The sequence below is a fragment of the Kribbella sp. NBC_01510 genome, from assembly GCF_045040325.1.
In the GTDB taxonomy this organism is placed as follows: Bacteria; Actinomycetota; Actinomycetes; order Propionibacteriales; family Kribbellaceae; genus Kribbella.
Genome location: NZ_CP109418.1, coordinates 1,813,629 through 1,828,685, shown reverse-complemented (window position 1 = coordinate 1,828,685; position 15,057 = coordinate 1,813,629). Strand labels below are relative to the sequence as shown.

Sequence of the window (15,057 nt, the reverse complement as noted above, 5' to 3'; positions counted from 1 at the left end):
TGGATGCGTTGCCGGATGAACGTCCGGTGAACGTCTCCGGGCTTCACCGTTTCCAGCGCCGGCCGCCGGAGTGTGAGGGCCGTTCCTTTGGGGACAGCTCATCGCGTCAGGGCGGCCGGCGCGTGAAGAGGAGGGCTGAGATGCCCGCAATCGTGCTCGTCGGCGCCCAGTGGGGCGATGAGGGCAAAGGCAAGGCGACCGATCTGCTCGGCAACACGGGCGAGGTCATCGACTACGTGGTCAAGTTCAACGGCGGCAACAACGCCGGCCACACGGTCGTGATCGGATCCGAGAAGTACGCGCTGCACCTGCTCCCGAGTGGCATCCTCACACCGGGTGTGACCCCGGTGATCGGCAACGGCGTCGTGGTGGACCTGAGCGTCCTTTTCGAGGAGCTCGACGCTTTGCAGGCCCGCGGGGTCGACACGTCGAAGCTCGTCGTGAGTGCGAGCGCCCACGTCATCCCGCCGTACAACCGCACGCTGGACAAGGTGACCGAGCGGTTCCTCGGCAGCCGCAAGATCGGGACCACGGGCCGTGGCATCGGCCCGACGTACGCCGACAAGATGAACCGGGTCGGCATCCGGGTCCAGGACCTGTACGACGAGAAGATCCTCGAGCAGAAGGTCACCGGCGCGCTGGAGCAGAAGAACCAGCTGCTGGTGAAGGTGTACAACCGGCGCGCGGTCGAGATCCGCGAGGTGCTGGACGAGCTGCTCGGGTACGCCGACCGCCTCAAGCCGATGGTGGCCGACACGAGCCTCCTGCTGAACAAGGCGCTGGACGACGGCAAGACGGTTCTGATGGAGGCCGGCCAGGCGACGCTCCTGGACGTCGACCACGGCACGTATCCGTTCGTCACGTCGTCCAACGCGATCTCCGCGGGCGCATGTACCGGGACCGGCATCCCGCCGACCCGGATCGACCGCGTCATGGCCGTGGTGAAGGCGTACACGACCCGCGTCGGCGAGGGCCCGTTCCCGACCGAGCTGCTGGACGCCGACGGCGAGTGGCTGCGGCAGCAGGGCTTCGAGTTCGGTACGACGACGGGCCGGCCGCGCCGGTGTGGCTGGTACGACTCGGTCATCGCCCGGTACGCCGCCCGCGTGAACGGCGTCTCCGATTTCGTCCTCACCAAGCTGGACACGCTGACCGGCCGGGACAAGATCCCGGTCTGCGTCGCGTACGACGTGTACGGCGTCCGCCACGACGAGATGCCGATGACCCAGACCGACTTCCACCACGCGACGCCGGTCTACGAGGAGTTCGACGGCTGGTCCGACGACATCACCGGCTGCCGCAGCTTCGACGACCTCCCGAAGGAAGCCCAGACCTACGTCCGCGCCGTCGAATCCCTCAGCGGCGCCCGCATCTCCGCCATCGGCGTAGGCCCCGAACGCTCCCAGATCGTCCAGCTCTGAGCCCGGGCGGCCTCCCCTTCAGCTCGCGACGCTCAGTTGCCGATGAAGGGGAGGTCGCGGATCAGGGGGGCGTTGCGGAGGTCGCCGATGGTGGGGCGGTTGATGGTGGGGGTCTCGATGGGGATGCGGGCCCAGGCGGCGCCTTGGCCCTGAGTGGCCTGGTAGAAGGTGAAGCCGCCGACGGCCAGGAGTAAGGCGGCCAGGAGGACGGAGAGCCAGTGGGGGCGGAAGGTGTTGCGGGCCGCGATGTGGGCGCCGCGACGGAGTGAACCGCCGCCGGGGCCCCACCACGCGGTGAAGAGTGCGGTGATAGCCGCGCTGCCGAAGCCGACAGCCGACAGGGGCTGCCAGTCGAGTCCGTAGGTGGTTGCGGCGACGGCGGTGACGATGCCGCCGACGACAACGCCCATCACCAGCGGCAGGATCAGGCAGGGCAGAGTGATCAGGGCCGCGGTAACCAGCTGCAGCGGACTGGACGCCGCGGCGACCACGCCGTCCGAGCGCCCGGACCGGCCGCGGAGCTGACGGCGGCGCATGAGCGCGGTGCTGGTGCGGTCGACGGTCCGCGCGATCACGAGCAGGATGATCGCCACAGCGGTACCAAGGCCGGGGTTGAGAGCGGTCAGGCCGGTCAGCGCGACCATCAGGCCGACCACCATCGCAGTCCGCCGGCCGGTCGGCGGAGCCTTCTCGGGCTTCGCCGGCTGACCAGGCTGCTGATACGGCGTCGGAGCCGAGCCCTGCTGGTACGGCGCAGGAGCCGAGCCCTGCTGGTACGGCGCCGGAGCCGAGCCCTGCTGGTACCGCGCCGGATCCTGGTACGGCGAAACCGGACCGCCCTGATATGGCAAAGGCATCGCCGCAGGTGCGGCCGCGTTCGGAGCCGGACTGTACGTCGCGGGGTGCATGGGAGCCACCGGCACCGGCTGAGCGGCCTTCTTCGCCGCAGCCGCCTCCCGCAGCTTGTCCCGGATCGGAGCGAACGCCGACATCGGCGGCAGGACCGGTGGCACCAACTGCGCGACATCCGTCGGCGACGGCTCGTCCGACGGCATCTCACGCGTCATCAGCGCAGTCTGCGGGTGCAGCTGAATCGTCGGTGGTACGGCGGTGATCGTCGGCGTCTCGCGGGGCGGCAGTGCGTCACGGCCCTCGGCGTACCGGTTGAGGCCGGTCATGATCTCGTCCCGCGTCGGCCGGTCGCCCTTGGCCGGCGACAGCGCCGCAGCGAGCAGTGGCTTCAGCCGCGGGTCCAAACCGTCCAGGTCAGCCTGACCGGTGTGCACCCGGTGCAGCACCGCCTCGAACGGGCCCTTGCCGAAAGGCCGGCGTCCGGTGGCGGCGAACGTCACTGTGGCCGCCCAGCCCCACCAGTCGGCCGACTCCGACACCATCTCGCCCTCGATGAGCTCCGGCGCCAGATAGCCCGGCGTACCGATCACCAGACCGGTCTGGGTGAGACGCAGGTCGTCAGCGGCCTGGGCGATGCCGAAGTCGATCATCACCGGCTTGCCGTTGAACATCATCACGTTGCCCGGCTTGAGGTCGCGGTGGATCACTCCGGCCAGGTGGATGGCCTGCAGCGACTCCGCCAGGCATCCAGCGAGCGGCAGCCATTTCCGCGGGGTCAGTGGCCCGCGCTCGTCCACCTGCTCGTCCAGCGGCCGCCCCGGCACGAATCGCGTGACCAGATAGGGCTGGTCGGCCTCCAGGTCGTGGTCGAGGATGCCTGCGACGCCAGGGTGGCTCACCTTCTGCAGTGTGGTCGCTTCGCGCTGCAACCGTGCCCGTGCGATCGGGTCGTGTGCCACGTGCGGGCGCAGCACCTTGAGCGCGACCTCCTGGCGCTCCGGTCCCTCCGCCAGGTAGACGACACCCATCCCGCCCTGCCCGAGCCGCCGGATCAACCGGTACGGCCCGACCCGCTCCTCCACCTCCTCGACGGGTGTGGAAGGCGGCCCCCCTGAGACTGACATGGCATCTACGGTACGTCGGCAGCAGACCAAGCGACCGTGATGACCTCTGAGGTAATCGTCTGAATTCTCCTCGTGCCGGAAGCTGAAGGCATCAACCACCGAGGAGGAGACATGAAGGCCTACGCGATCGCCTACCTGCGCAACGTCCGGATGGGCGCGGACATCGTCGAGTACCTGGAGCGCATCGACGACACGCTGGCCCCGTACGACGGGCACTTCATCGTGCACGGGGCCGGCCCGGAGTCGGTCGAGGGTGAGTGGGAGGGGGCGCCGATCGTGATCGAGTTTCCGGACTACGACCACCTGCGCGGTTGGTACGAGTCGGCGGCCTACCGGGAGATCCTCCCGCTGCGCACACGGAACTCCGACGGCGTGGTGATCTTCGTCGAAGGCGTCGACCGCACCCACAAGGCCACCGACGTACTGGCCTGACTTCCCATCCCGGCTAATTGACCAGCTCGGGGTACAGCACGGTCAGGTCCTGTGAGACGGCGGCCTTGGCGCCGCGGGCTGTGTCGTCGGCGAGGACCTCGTGGGCGCCGGACTCGATGCCGTCGAGGGCCTGCTTGGCGATGTCCTCGGGACGGGACTTCGGGGCGGTGACCGCCGTGGTCATGTCGGTGTCGACGTACCCCATGTGCAGGCCGGTGACGCCGATGCCGCGGTTGCGCAGTTCGAGCCGGATCGCGTTGGTCTGCAGCCAGAACGCGGCCTTGGTCGCGGAGTACGCGCCGTGCCGCGCGACCCAGGACAGGGCCGAGTGGGCGTTCAGGATGTGGCCGCCGCCGTTCCGCTCGATGATCGGAACGAAGGTCCGGGTCAGCTCGAGCGGGCCGAAGAAGTTCGCGTCGAAGACGGCCCGGATCTCGGCGGCCGGTGCGTCCAGGTAGGTGTCCGGCGAGCTGGCGCCGGCGTTGTTGATCAGGACGGTGACGTCGGGAGCGGCCGCGGCCAGCGCCTCGATCGATGCCGCGTCGGTGATCTCCAGCGGCAGCGGGACCACGCGCGGGTCGGAGCTGTCCTGCGGGTTGCGCGCGGTCGCGTAGACCTTGGCGACTCCACGGTCGAGCAGATCGTCGACGATCGCCTTGCCGATGCCGCGCTGCCCGCCGGTGACCAGGACGACGGCGCCTGCGAGTGAGGTCATCTGAAACTCCCTAGGTAGAAACCGATCTGTTTCCGCCACTGTAAACCGATCGGTTTCCTCAGGCAAATCCAGCCGGTACCCTCGTTCCATGACCACCTCGGCAACCTCCCGCGAGCGGCTCCTGGACGCCGCGGGCGAACTCTTCTACCGCGACGGCGTGAACATCGGAGTGGACGCGCTCTGCAAGGCGGCCGGGGTGTCGAAGAAGTCCATGTACCAGCTGTTCCGGTCCAAGGACGAGCTGATCGCGGAGAGCCTGGCCAGCCGCGGGGCGGCGTACCGGACCCTGCTGCAGCCCGGCGCGGAGGACGACCGGCCGGCCCGGGACCGGATCCTGGACGTGTTCGAGCGGCAGGACGCTGTGGTTGCTGCTGGCAACTTCTTGGGCTGCCCGTACGTGAGTACGGCGGTGGAGCTGAAGAATCCCGAGCACCCGGGGTCGGTGGTCGCGCGCCACTTCAAGCAGCAGCTGACCGACTTCTTCCACCGCGAGTTGGTGAAGGCCGGCGCGGAGGATCCGGGCACGCTGGCGATCCAGCTGACGATCATCTTCGACGGCGCGAGCGCGCGATCGGTCGTGCGGGCGCAGCCGCTGGGCGGCATTGGCGTCACCACCGCAGCCGCGCTGCTGGACGCGGCCGGCGTTCGCTCCGGCGACCTCGCAACGCAGCTGCGCTGATCCCGCCCACACGTACGCTCGGTGCCTTGTCCCTACGGAGGAGGCGCGAGTGGAGATCCCGGCGGCGTTTCACGACCTGTTGTCCTCGACTGCGGTCGCGATGGTGGGCACGATCGGCAAGCGTGGTGAGCCGCAGGTGACGCCACTGTGGTTCCTCTGGGACCGCGAACGGGTGCGCATCAGTCTGGTCGACGGCCGGCAGAAGCTGCGTAACCTCCAGCGCAACCCGCGGATCTCGGTCGTGATCGTCGACCCGGCCCGCCCGACGCACTACGTCGAGCTCCGCGGCCGGATCGACGATCTGGTCCCTGACCCGGAGTTCGCGCTCGAGCGGACGATCGCCCGGAAGTACGCCGGCGAGTGGGCGGACGTGGAGCCGCCGGGCACCACGCGCTACGCCACGAGCGTCATCGTCGAACGCATCACGAGTCAGCTGGGACACCCCTGAGAGACCCGGATCACTGCGAGATGGCGTCCGTGGTCGCGGTGGTGACGGAGGGTAGTTCCGAACCGGCAATGACTGCGATTCCGGCGGTCGAGAACTGGCGGCGTTTCGTGGGACAAGTTCTCACTTTGTTCCACTGAGCTGGGAAAAGCCGTGCGGTTGTTCCGTTGTGAAGCCGATGTTCGCTGGGATATTGACGCGCTCACCGTCCGTCGTCAAACTTTCGCAAAGACCCTGCGCTAGTGCCTCCGGGCACGCGGGGAAGCGCAGTGTCCTACCGCCCCCGAAGACAGGACATCCGCCCATGCGAACCAAACCCCTGCTCCTTGCCACAGCGTGTGCAGCGCTGGTGGCCGGAGCCCTCAGCAGCCCAGCGGTCGCCGCGTCCAGCGCCGACTCACCGCATTCCGCCGTACCAGCAGCTGTCGATGCGCCTGCGACGTTCACCCATCCTGGTGTCGGGGTGAGTCGGGCTCAGCTGGACTTCGTCCGGGCCAAGGTGCAGGCCGGTGCACAGCCGTGGACGAACGCGTTCAACCAGGCCAAGAGCAGCTCCTACGCATCCCTCTCGCGTACGCCGACCCCACCGGCGGTCGTGGAGTGCGGCCCGTACTCGAATCCGAACCTCGGCTGCACCAACGAGCGTGAGGACGCCATCGCGGCGTACACAGACGCCTTGCTCTGGTACCTCACCGGTGACGATCGCTATGCGCAGAAGGCGATCCAGCTGATGGACGCGTGGTCGGCGACCATCCAGGACCACACGAACAGCAATGCGCCGCTGCAGACCGCGTGGGCGGCGTCGTCCTGGCCGAAGGCCGCGGAGATCATCAAGTACGTGTACGGGAACTGGCCGAACTCGGGCCGGTTCGCGACCATGCTGCGCAACGTGTACCTGCCCGAGATCATCAACGGCTCGAACTCCAACGGGAACTGGGAGTTGAGCATGACCGAGGCGATCCAGGGCATCGGCGTGTTCCTCGAGGACAAGACCGTGTACGACAAGGCGATCGCGCTCTACCGGGTTCGGGTGCCGGCGTACGTGTACCTGGAGTCGGACGGCGCGCTGCCGAAGACGAAGCCGAGCCAGAACCTCGACACCCGCGACAAGATCGTCGCGTACTGGCAAGGTCAAGGGACCTTCGTGACCGGTCTGACTCAGGAGACCTGTCGCGACTTCACCCACACCGGCTACGGCATCTCGTCGATCTCGCACGTACTGGAGACGTCCCGGATCCAGGGGATCGACCTCTACCCGGAGTTCGGTGAGCGGCTGCGGCAGGCGCTCGGATTCCAGTCCCGGTGGGAGCGCAACCTCGAGCCGGTGCCGTCCTGGCTGTGCAACGGCACTGTGAACCGCGGCCTCGGCCCGATCACCGAGGTCGGCTACAACGCCCTGCACACCCGCCTCGGCATCGCGATGACGAACACCCAGGCCCTGACCGAGTCGCGTCGCCCGGCCGGCTCGAACAACCTGTTCGTCGCGTGGGAGACCCTGACCCACGCCGAGAACCCTTCATAACAAGGCTTCCGGGAGAGCTGGAACTCTGCCCTTCAGCTCTCCCGGAGCACGTCAGATCTGGGCCTCGCCACGCTTCCAGTAGCCCTGGAAGGAGATGGCCGCCTTCGGCATGCCGACCGCGTCGACCAGGTGGCGGCGGACCGACTTGATCATCGACGACTCACCCGCCACCCAGGCGTAGTCGGCGTCGTACGGCAGGTCGGCGCATTTGAGGGCTTCGAGCAACGACATGTCGCCGGCGGGCGTGATCCAGGTGACGTCGGCGGAACCGGAGGTCGGCAGTGGCCGGATGTCGCGGGCGTCGGGGACCTCGACGAAGACGGTCGCGTGGACGGCGGCGGGCAGCTGCTCGAGGATCCCGGCGAGAGCAGGCAGCGCGGTCTCGTCGGCGACCAGGACGCGGCGCACGCTCGTCGCCGGTGGGACGTAGTCGACCCCGGAGTGCAGCAGACCTTTGGTGCTGGTGGTGTCGACCGCGAACGGCAGGATCAGACCGACCTGGTCACCCGGCCGAGCCTCGCTGACCCAGGCCGATGCCGGGCCGTTCACGCCGTGCAGGACGAACTCGACGTCGAGCTCGGCGACCTCGGGACGCAGGGCGCGGACGGTGTACGTCCGCATGATGAAACGCTCCTCGACCGGCTGCGCACACCATTGCGGGTACCACTCGGGGCCGGATGGGAGCTTGATGGCGCTGCCGTCGGGCGGTGCGAGCAGCACCTTGATCCGCTGGTCCGGTCCGGCGGTGACCGCCTCCGCGATCCGCGGTGCGACGAACGTCACGCGGCGCAGGTGTGGGCTCAGATCATCGACCGCCGCCACGGTGGCGAGGACGGAGTCGAACACGATCGGCCGCTCGAGCACAGTCGTCATGCCTTTGGTTTCTCCATGTCTTGGCTACCCCGCCCCACCGCCCGGTCAGGAAACTACGCAGGTGCGGACCCATGGACGACCGGGTTATTCTGATGCGTCTAGAGGTTAGCCTTACCTAAGAGGATCCCAAAGTCCAATGCCCCCGCCCACTGCTTTGGTCTCGGCCGACCCCGCTGTCGCCGTCTCGTCGCGCCCTCGGCGTACCAGGCGGGCGACACTCGTCGTCGGCCTGATCGGCTGTATCGCCTTGCTCGTGCTGGTGACCTTGCTCAGCATCGCCGTCGGGTCGAAGCAGATCCCGCTGCCGACGGTGATCGATGCCTTGCGCCACTACAACGAGACGGACACCGATCATGTGATCGTCCACTCACTGCGCGTGCCGCGGACCGTGATCGGTCTGCTCGTCGGCGCCGCCCTGGGGTTGTCCGGGGCGCTGATGCAGGGCGTCACCCGAAACCCGCTGGCCGATCCCGGCATCCTCGGAGTCAACGGTGGAGCCGCGCTCTTCGTTGTCGGCGGCATCTACTGGTTCGGGTTGTCGAGCCTGACGGCGTACGTCTGGCTCGCGTTCGCGGGTGCGGCGGCCGCGTCCGTCGTCGTCTATCTGCTCGGATCGCTCGGCCGCGAGGGAGTGACGCCGGTGAAGCTGGCGCTCGCCGGGGCGGCGATGACCGCGATGCTCGGGTCGCTCACCACTGCCGTCCTGATCGGTGACGTCGACACCTTCGACCAGTTCCGGTTCTGGTCGGTCGGGTCGCTGGCCGGCCGCGGTTCGGACATCGCGGGGCAGGTCGCGCCGTTCATCCTGATCGGGATCGTGCTGGCGCTGGTCTCGGGGCGCTTGCTGAACGCGTTGTCGCTCGGTGACGAGGTGGCGAAGTCGCTCGGTCAACGGGTCGGCCTGGCCCGGTTGTTCGTCGCGGTGGTCGTCGTACTGCTGTGTGGAGCGGCCACGGCGGCGGCGGGACCGATCGGTTTCATCGGGTTGACGATCCCGCACGTCGCGCGGTTGGTGACCGGGCCGGACTACCGCTGGATCCTGCCGTACTCGATGCTGCTGGCGCCGATCCTGCTGCTCGGTGCCGACGTGCTCGGCCGGATCGTCGCGCAGCCCGGTGAGCTGCAGGTCGGCATCGTCACGGCGGTGATCGGTGCGCCGTTCTTCATCGCACTGGTACGGCGACGGAAGTTGGCCGACCTATGACGACGACGGCTGAGGCGGTTCAGGTCATCACTCGAGCCCGGGCGGCTCGGCAGGCACGATCGCTGCTGGTGATCGTCGTACTCGCGGTCGTCGTCTTCGCGACGTTCTGCGTCTCGCTGTCGCTGGGTGACTTCAAGATCCCGGTTCTCGATGTGGTGAAGACGCTGTTCGGCGGCGGGGACAGGGCGACCGAGTTCATCGTCAACGAGCTTCGGTTGCCGAGGGCACTCACCGGCCTGTTGGTCGGGGCCGCGCTCGGCATGTCCGGCGCGATCTTCCAGAGCATCGCCCGCAACCCGCTGGCCAGCCCGGACATCCTCGGCGTCACGTACGGCGCCAGCGCGTTCGCGGTGTTCGCCATCGTCACCCTGGGGCTGACCGAGGCAGCGGTGTCGGGCCTCGCGATCGCCGGCGCGGTGCTCACCGCGTTCATCATGTACGTGCTGGCCTGGCGGCACGGGGTGTCGAGTTACCGGTTGATCCTGATCGGGATCGGGATCGGCGCGATCGCCACCAGCATCACGTCGTACCTGTTGACCAAGGCAAGGGTCGAGATCGCGCAGCAGGCGCTGATCTGGCTGACCGGGAGCCTGAACGGGCGGGACTGGTCGAACGTGCGGTCGCTCGCGATCACGCTTGTGGTGCTGGCGCCGCTGACGGCGTTCCTCGTGCACCGGCTGCGCATTCTGCAGCTCGGCGACGAGACGGCGTACGGGCTCGGGCTGCGGGTGGAGAGCTCGCGGCTCGGGCTGATCGTCATCGCGGTCCTGATGGCCGCGGTGGCGACGGCGGCGGCCGGGCCGATCGGGTTCGTCGCGTTCGTCGCGGCGCCGATCGCGCGGCGGGTGACGCGATCACCGGGGCCGGCGATGATCGCGTCCGCGCTGCTCGGCGCGCTGGTGGTGGCGTTGTCGGACCTGATCGCGCAGCACGCGTTCGGGGACACGCAGTTGCCGGTCGGCGTGGTGACCGGCGTGGTGGGTGCGCCGTACCTGATGTTCCTGCTGGCTCGGGCCAACCGGGTCGGGAGTGGTGGCTGAGAGATGGAGAACTCTGTGGAACACAGCTTGGCTGCCGATGGGCTCGCGGTCGGCTACGACCAGCGCGAGATCATCCACGACCTGTCGGTGCGGATCCCGACCGGGAAGATCACCGTCATCGTGGGCGCCAACGCCTGCGGCAAGTCCACGCTGCTGAAGACACTGGCCCGGCTGCTGAAGCCGTCGCGCGGGACCGTGCTGCTGGACGGCAAGAGCATCCAGTCGATCCCGACCCGGGAGGTGGCGACCAAGCTCGGATTGTTGCCGCAGTCACCGACCGCACCGGAGGGGATCACGGTCGCCGACCTGGTCGGGCGCGGGCGATACCCGCGGACCCGGTGGATCCGGCAGTGGACCAGGACCGACGACGAAGCGGTCGCGGCCGCGATGACGTCGACCGACGTACTCTCGCTCGCGGATCGGCCGATCGACGAGTTGTCCGGTGGTCAGCGGCAGCGGGTGTGGATCGCGATGGCGCTCGCGCAGGAGACGGACATCCTGCTGCTGGACGAGCCGACGACGTTCCTCGACCTGACCCACCAGTTCGAGGTGCTCGATCTGCTGGTCGACCTGAACAAGTCCGAGGAGCGGACGATCGTCCTGGTCCTGCACGACCTCAACCAGGCCTGTCGGTTCGGCGACCACCTGATCGCGATGAAGGACGGCGCCATCGTTGCCGAGGGCAACCCTCGGGAGGTGATCACGGAGGAGGTCGTCGACGATGTCTTCGGCCTCGCTGTCAAGGTCGTCCCCGACCCGGTCGCCGGTACGCCGATGGTCGTCCCGATCGGCCGCCACATCACTCGCACCAACGCCGTCAACGATGCGAAGCCGTCGGCCGCGACAGCATCTCCCATTGCGGCCGCCCTGGCCGCCTCCGCCGCCGCCAACGGCATCTGCCGCCCCATCGACCGCTGAGCCCCATACCCCGATCCGGATACCCGGCCTCGAGTCGTGGATCGCGGCTCTGTGCCAAGCGCCGTACGTCCACCAGAATTCACGACTCGGTGCCCGCGCGGAGGTCGCGGGCCGACAAGTGGTGGGGGCGGACCTGCGCCACTCAGCAACCATCCCCGAGTCACCCCGCCCACGCTCGGCAACTCGCGGAGGCCGGTCATCTCCGGGGGGTTGGAGAGTGGCAGCAGTCCGCCGAAGTGATCGCCGTGCAGGTGAGAGACGACGATCGTGCGGATCTCGTTCGGATCGAGGCCGGCCTGCCGCAGCGCGGTGAGACTCGTTGCCCCCGCAGTCGACCAGAACCTGCGATTCCAACGCGATGCAGGTCTGAAAGCGTCCGCCAGACCCGCATGCGTACCCACTGCCAACGATCGTGACGTCCGTCATCGCGCCACTCTGGCGCGGGTCTGGTACAGGATCAGGCCGGCCAGGAGGGCGCCCAGGGTGCCGAGGGCGAGGTCGCCGAGGGTGTCGGTGTACGCCGTCTGGAGCTCGGTCGAGTTGCGGACGAAGGCGAAGTACTCACCGATCTCCCACACCACGGCCGCGGTAGCGCCGAAGCCGAGGGCTACGAACGCCGTCAGACCGCGGGAGAGGTTGCGGAGTGCGAAGGCGAGCAGGACGCCGGCGGTGAGGAAGCCCCAGAGGATGAAGTGCATGGCGTCGTCCCACCAGTTCACCGTGTCGAACAGGTTGAGCCGGTTGCCGATCAGATCGATCAGCCACGGGAGCGTCATCAGCAGGTCGGCGGGCCACGGGTAGCGGTCGTGCAGCTTGCTCTTCGCCCGCCCGTAAACCCACCACCACAGCGGCAGCGCCATCGCGCCGATCGGGTAGACGATCAGCCGTACGGTCGACGCCTTCCCCTTGATCCCGCTCAGGTCCGGCCAGATCAGTGCCGAGAGCAACAAAGCGAAAAGCAGTACCTTCGCGGTCAGAGCGGCGTACCGGATGACGTTCACCCGCACCGTCGGCGTGGCCGTGGCAACCATCGTCGTCATGCCTCTCAGTCAAACCGACCGCTGGGCGAGGCGGATGAGTACAACTACGCGAAAGACCCCCGCGATGCCGCCATTGTGGCGGATCGCGGGGGCCCCGGACAGAGGATCAGCTGACGCTGATCAGGTCGACCACGAAGATCAGGGTCTCGCCGGGCTTGATCGCGCTGCCCGCGCCGCGGTCGCCGTACCCGAGCTGCGGCGGGATGACCAGCTTGCGCCGGCCGCCGACCTTCATCCCCTGGACGCCGGTGTCCCAGCCCTGGATGACCTGGCCGACGCCGAGCTGGAAGGCCAGCGGGGCGCCGCGGTTGTACGACGCGTCGAACTCCTCGCCGGTCGAGTGGGCCACGCCCACATAGTGCACATTGACCCGGGAACCGGCCTTGGCCTCGTCGCCGTCGCCCACGGTGATGTCGGTGATCTCGAGATCCGCCGGCGGCGGCCCGTCCGGAAAGTCGATCTCTGGCTTCTCAGTCATGTCACAAGCTAAGCAGATCAGCCCTCGGACCGTTCAAGCGCCCGTTACCGGCCGGCCAGAACCTCGCGCAGCCTGGCGGCGAACTCCTCCGGCTTGCCCGGCATCCCGTACTCGTTGCCCAGAAAACCGCCGTGGTTGCTCGGGAACGTCACCGGCGCGAGCCCGAGCCGCTCGGCAACCGCCTTCCCGGCCCGGCCGGCGAGCTGCTGCCGGGACTCGTCGCCGACGGCGAGCACCAGCCGGTCCTTCGCCTTCTCGAGGGCGTCGAAGTCCGGCTGGTACGACGTACAGCCGCGGATGTTCTGTCCCAGCAGGGCGTCGTCGCGCGAGCTGTCGTCCTCCGTCGGCAGCCCGAACGTGGCCGGGTCCGGAACCAGCTGCTCGGTGTAGTCCGCCGGGAGCTCGCCCTCGAAGCCGACCAGCGCGATGAACTTCGCCATCCCCGCGCCCATGCCGTCCCGCTGATAGGTCTGGTAGATGTCCTCGCACGCGGCCAACGCCGCCTCGCGGTCCGGCAGGATTCCCGCCAGCGGCGGTTCGTGGGCGACCAGCGTGCTGATGAGGTCGGGTCGTTGCGCGACCAGGGCCAGCGCGTTCACCGCGCCACCGCTGCTGGCGAACAGCTCGACCGGACCGGCGTCGAGGGCCTCGAACAGTGCCACCAGGTCGGCCGCGTGGTCGTCCGGGGACAGTTCACCCCAGCCGTCGGTGCGGACGCTCCGTTCCACCCCGCGCGGGTCGTAGGTGACCACCGTCCGGTCGGCGAAGTACGAGGCCAACGTCGGGAAGCCGCTCGCGCCCATCGGCGAAGCGATCAACAGCAGCACCGGCTGGTCGCGCTCGGCGAGATCGCCACGGACGTCGTACGTCAGGGTGGCGCCCGGGACGTCGAGCGTATGGGTGACGGGGTCCGGCATGGCAGCTCCTCGATGGTTCGTGATCGCGAACGATCGTGCTCTTCACCGGGGAGCCTAGACCGCTCCCGGCCGACCTGGACAGAGTCGGCATGGACCCGTCCGGCGTTACGTCGGCGATCGGGCGGAAGAAGATCGTGCTGATGCTCGCGGCGGTCGTCGTCCTGACCGCGCCCGCAACAGCATGGCCGACGCACGCCGGGGTTCCAGGCTGCGACGATCTCGTTCGGCGTGAGTGAGAAGGCACCCGGTAAGGTGCCAGCGGTCCCTGTGACGCCCTACGAGACCGCATGCCGTGCCAGCCGACCGTCCGGGCGGATGACTCCGCCATTGTGATGCTTGACGGCCATGTGCAGGTAGGCCAACAGGCCGATCGGAGTCAGCACGAGACTGGAGAACAGTGAGTAGAACGGCATCAGCAGCATCCAGCGGTCACGAGCCCGCCAGTGCAGCCAGATCACCAGCAGGTAGTAGATGCCCACCGCACCGACCAGCGGGAGCCCAGGATGGATCACGGCCGCCCAGCGGAACGGGAACGCTCCGATCGCGATGACCGCGCCGTACAGCCAGAAGAAGGGGTGCCAGATCACGAAGCGGATGTTGGTGACGAACAGCCGGAACTCCCCACCGCTCCAGGCAAGTCGCTGACGCCACCAGGCCTTCAGGGTGTTGGGTGCCGACGTCAGGATCTCGAACGGAACGTGGCCAATCTTGTAGCCGATGGTCTTGGCGATGACGCCGAATTCGATGTCGTTGCCCTGGAAGAACAGCGAGTGCCGGTTCATGACATCCCGCAGCGCGATCGTCCGACCGGCATGGCAGGCGCCGGACACCAGCCAGGGTGCGATGAAGCGCAGTTGCATCGCCAGCCGGTACTCGTGCCGCTGCAGCTTCACCAGCCAGTTCGGCTCGTCGCGGATCACCAGTCGGACGCTGGTCACGTCGTAGCCGTCCTCGCGAATCTCGCCGACCAACTCGTCGAACGGCCGGACGGTTGCGGAGTCCGCGTCAAGCATGATGACGTACTCCGTGTCGACGATCTGCAAGGCGTCACGGATGATCCGGTCGCGGGTGGTGCCGGACGTGGCGCGCTGACCCGAGCCGGTGGTAACCAGGCTGGGGCTGCGATAGATGTTGAAGCTATGCCGGTTGGCGATGGCGGCCAGGTCGGCGTAAAACTCGGGCGTCTCGCCAGCCGTGGTGCACAGGACGACCCGGGCGTTGTACTGCGCCAGGTAGCCGACGTTCTCCAGGTAGCGGGCGCTGCCGTAGATCGGAACCAGGACAGTGAAGTCGGCGTGCCAGGCCTTTGTGTCCTTGTGGCCGAAGCCGCGAGCCCGCAGCCCGGCGACGGTGTCCAGCAGCGCCATTGCCAGCACCGGCAAGAAGATCATCCAGGA

At 68.2% G+C, this 15,057-nt stretch carries 16 protein-coding genes and 1 pseudogene; 9 read left to right on the top strand and 8 right to left on the bottom strand.

Annotated elements, in window-relative coordinates; translation table 11 throughout:
• The first annotated feature begins 140 nt into the window (after positions 1 to 140).
• The gene (locus OG558_RS09035; protein ID WP_328524446.1) at positions 141 to 1,421 is read left to right on the top strand and encodes an adenylosuccinate synthase; all 1,281 of its coding nucleotides are present in this window, start codon (positions 141 to 143) and stop codon (positions 1,419 to 1,421) included.
• Positions 1,422 to 1,453: 32 nt separating this feature from the next.
• Here OG558_RS09035 and OG558_RS09030 read toward each other — a convergent pair whose 3' ends face one another.
• Positions 1,454 to 3,397: a serine/threonine protein kinase gene (locus OG558_RS09030; RefSeq protein WP_405069799.1), complete on the bottom strand. Its 1,944-nt coding sequence runs from the start codon at positions 3,395 to 3,397 to the stop codon at positions 1,454 to 1,456.
• Between the two features lie 111 nt (positions 3,398 to 3,508).
• On the opposite strand from OG558_RS09030, the gene OG558_RS09025 reads away from it, so the two are divergent.
• Positions 3,509 to 3,829: a DUF1330 domain-containing protein gene (locus tag OG558_RS09025; protein ID WP_405069798.1), complete on the top strand. Its 321-nt coding sequence runs from the start codon at positions 3,509 to 3,511 to the stop codon at positions 3,827 to 3,829.
• Between the two features lie 13 nt (positions 3,830 to 3,842).
• Here the strand turns inward: OG558_RS09025 and OG558_RS09020 are convergent, their stop codons facing one another.
• Positions 3,843 to 4,544, bottom strand: coding sequence for an SDR family oxidoreductase (locus OG558_RS09020; RefSeq protein ID WP_405069797.1), 702 nt, complete (start codon positions 4,542 to 4,544; stop codon positions 3,843 to 3,845).
• A gap of 88 nt (positions 4,545 to 4,632) precedes the next feature.
• Here OG558_RS09020 and OG558_RS09015 point away from each other — a divergent pair, with 88 nt between their 5' ends.
• From OG558_RS09015 to OG558_RS09005, 3 genes are all read left to right on the top strand, one after another.
• Positions 4,633 to 5,223 (top strand): TetR/AcrR family transcriptional regulator, encoded by a 591-nt coding sequence (locus OG558_RS09015; protein WP_405069796.1) that lies wholly within the window; start codon positions 4,633 to 4,635, stop codon positions 5,221 to 5,223.
• A 49-nt stretch (positions 5,224 to 5,272) separates the two neighbouring features.
• Entirely contained in the window at positions 5,273 to 5,671 is a 399-nt protein-coding gene (locus OG558_RS09010) for a TIGR03618 family F420-dependent PPOX class oxidoreductase (protein WP_405069795.1), read from the top strand.
• A 301-nt stretch (positions 5,672 to 5,972) separates the two neighbouring features.
• Positions 5,973 to 7,190 carry an alginate lyase family protein gene (locus OG558_RS09005; protein ID WP_405069794.1) on the top strand — a complete coding sequence of 406 codons (1,218 nt, stop codon included), beginning with the start codon at positions 5,973 to 5,975 and terminating at the stop codon, positions 7,188 to 7,190.
• Positions 7,191 to 7,241: 51 nt separating this feature from the next.
• Here OG558_RS09005 and OG558_RS09000 read toward each other — a convergent pair whose 3' ends face one another.
• Positions 7,242 to 8,063: a siderophore-interacting protein gene (locus tag OG558_RS09000; protein ID WP_405069793.1), complete on the bottom strand. Its 822-nt coding sequence runs from the start codon at positions 8,061 to 8,063 to the stop codon at positions 7,242 to 7,244.
• 136 nt (positions 8,064 to 8,199) lie between these two features.
• Here OG558_RS09000 and OG558_RS08995 point away from each other — a divergent pair, with 136 nt between their 5' ends.
• The 3 genes from OG558_RS08995 to OG558_RS08985 are packed head-to-tail and all read left to right on the top strand — an operon-like array spanning position 8,200 to position 11,225.
• Positions 8,200 to 9,267, top strand: a complete 1,068-nt coding sequence (locus tag OG558_RS08995; RefSeq protein WP_405069792.1) for a FecCD family ABC transporter permease — start codon at positions 8,200 to 8,202, stop codon at positions 9,265 to 9,267.
• Positions 9,264 to 10,307 carry a FecCD family ABC transporter permease gene (locus OG558_RS08990; RefSeq protein ID WP_405069791.1) on the top strand — a complete coding sequence of 348 codons (1,044 nt, stop codon included), beginning with the start codon at positions 9,264 to 9,266 and terminating at the stop codon, positions 10,305 to 10,307. Before OG558_RS08995 ends, OG558_RS08990 begins: the two co-directional genes overlap by 4 nt.
• Positions 10,308 to 10,310: 3 nt before the next feature.
• Entirely contained in the window at positions 10,311 to 11,225 is a 915-nt protein-coding gene (locus OG558_RS08985) for an ABC transporter ATP-binding protein (protein WP_405069790.1), read from the top strand.
• 194 nt (positions 11,226 to 11,419) lie between these two features.
• On the opposite strand, the pseudogene OG558_RS08980 reads toward OG558_RS08985, so the two are convergent.
• The 4 genes and pseudogenes from OG558_RS08980 to OG558_RS08965 form a co-directional block, all read right to left on the bottom strand.
• Positions 11,420 to 11,626: pseudogene (locus tag OG558_RS08980) on the bottom strand (MBL fold metallo-hydrolase); the annotation flags it as partial.
• Between the two features lie 21 nt (positions 11,627 to 11,647).
• Complete coding sequence (locus OG558_RS08975) at positions 11,648 to 12,265, bottom strand: hypothetical protein (RefSeq protein WP_405069789.1); 618 nt, start codon at positions 12,263 to 12,265, stop codon at positions 11,648 to 11,650.
• A gap of 106 nt (positions 12,266 to 12,371) precedes the next feature.
• Positions 12,372 to 12,743, bottom strand: coding sequence for an FKBP-type peptidyl-prolyl cis-trans isomerase (locus OG558_RS08970; RefSeq protein WP_328524434.1), 372 nt, complete (start codon positions 12,741 to 12,743; stop codon positions 12,372 to 12,374).
• A 44-nt stretch (positions 12,744 to 12,787) separates the two neighbouring features.
• Positions 12,788 to 13,660, bottom strand: coding sequence for an alpha/beta fold hydrolase (locus OG558_RS08965; protein ID WP_405069788.1), 873 nt, complete (start codon positions 13,658 to 13,660; stop codon positions 12,788 to 12,790).
• Between the two features lie 89 nt (positions 13,661 to 13,749).
• Between OG558_RS08965 and OG558_RS08960 the strand changes: the two genes are divergently transcribed.
• On the top strand, positions 13,750 to 13,896 hold the full coding sequence (locus OG558_RS08960) for a hypothetical protein (RefSeq protein WP_405069787.1): 147 nt from the start codon (positions 13,750 to 13,752) through the stop codon (positions 13,894 to 13,896).
• 39 nt (positions 13,897 to 13,935) lie between these two features.
• Here the strand turns inward: OG558_RS08960 and OG558_RS08955 are convergent, their stop codons facing one another.
• Positions 13,936 to 15,051, bottom strand: a complete 1,116-nt coding sequence (locus tag OG558_RS08955; RefSeq protein ID WP_405069785.1) for a glycosyltransferase family 2 protein — start codon at positions 15,049 to 15,051, stop codon at positions 13,936 to 13,938.
• Positions 15,052 to 15,057: the final 6 nt, after the last annotated feature.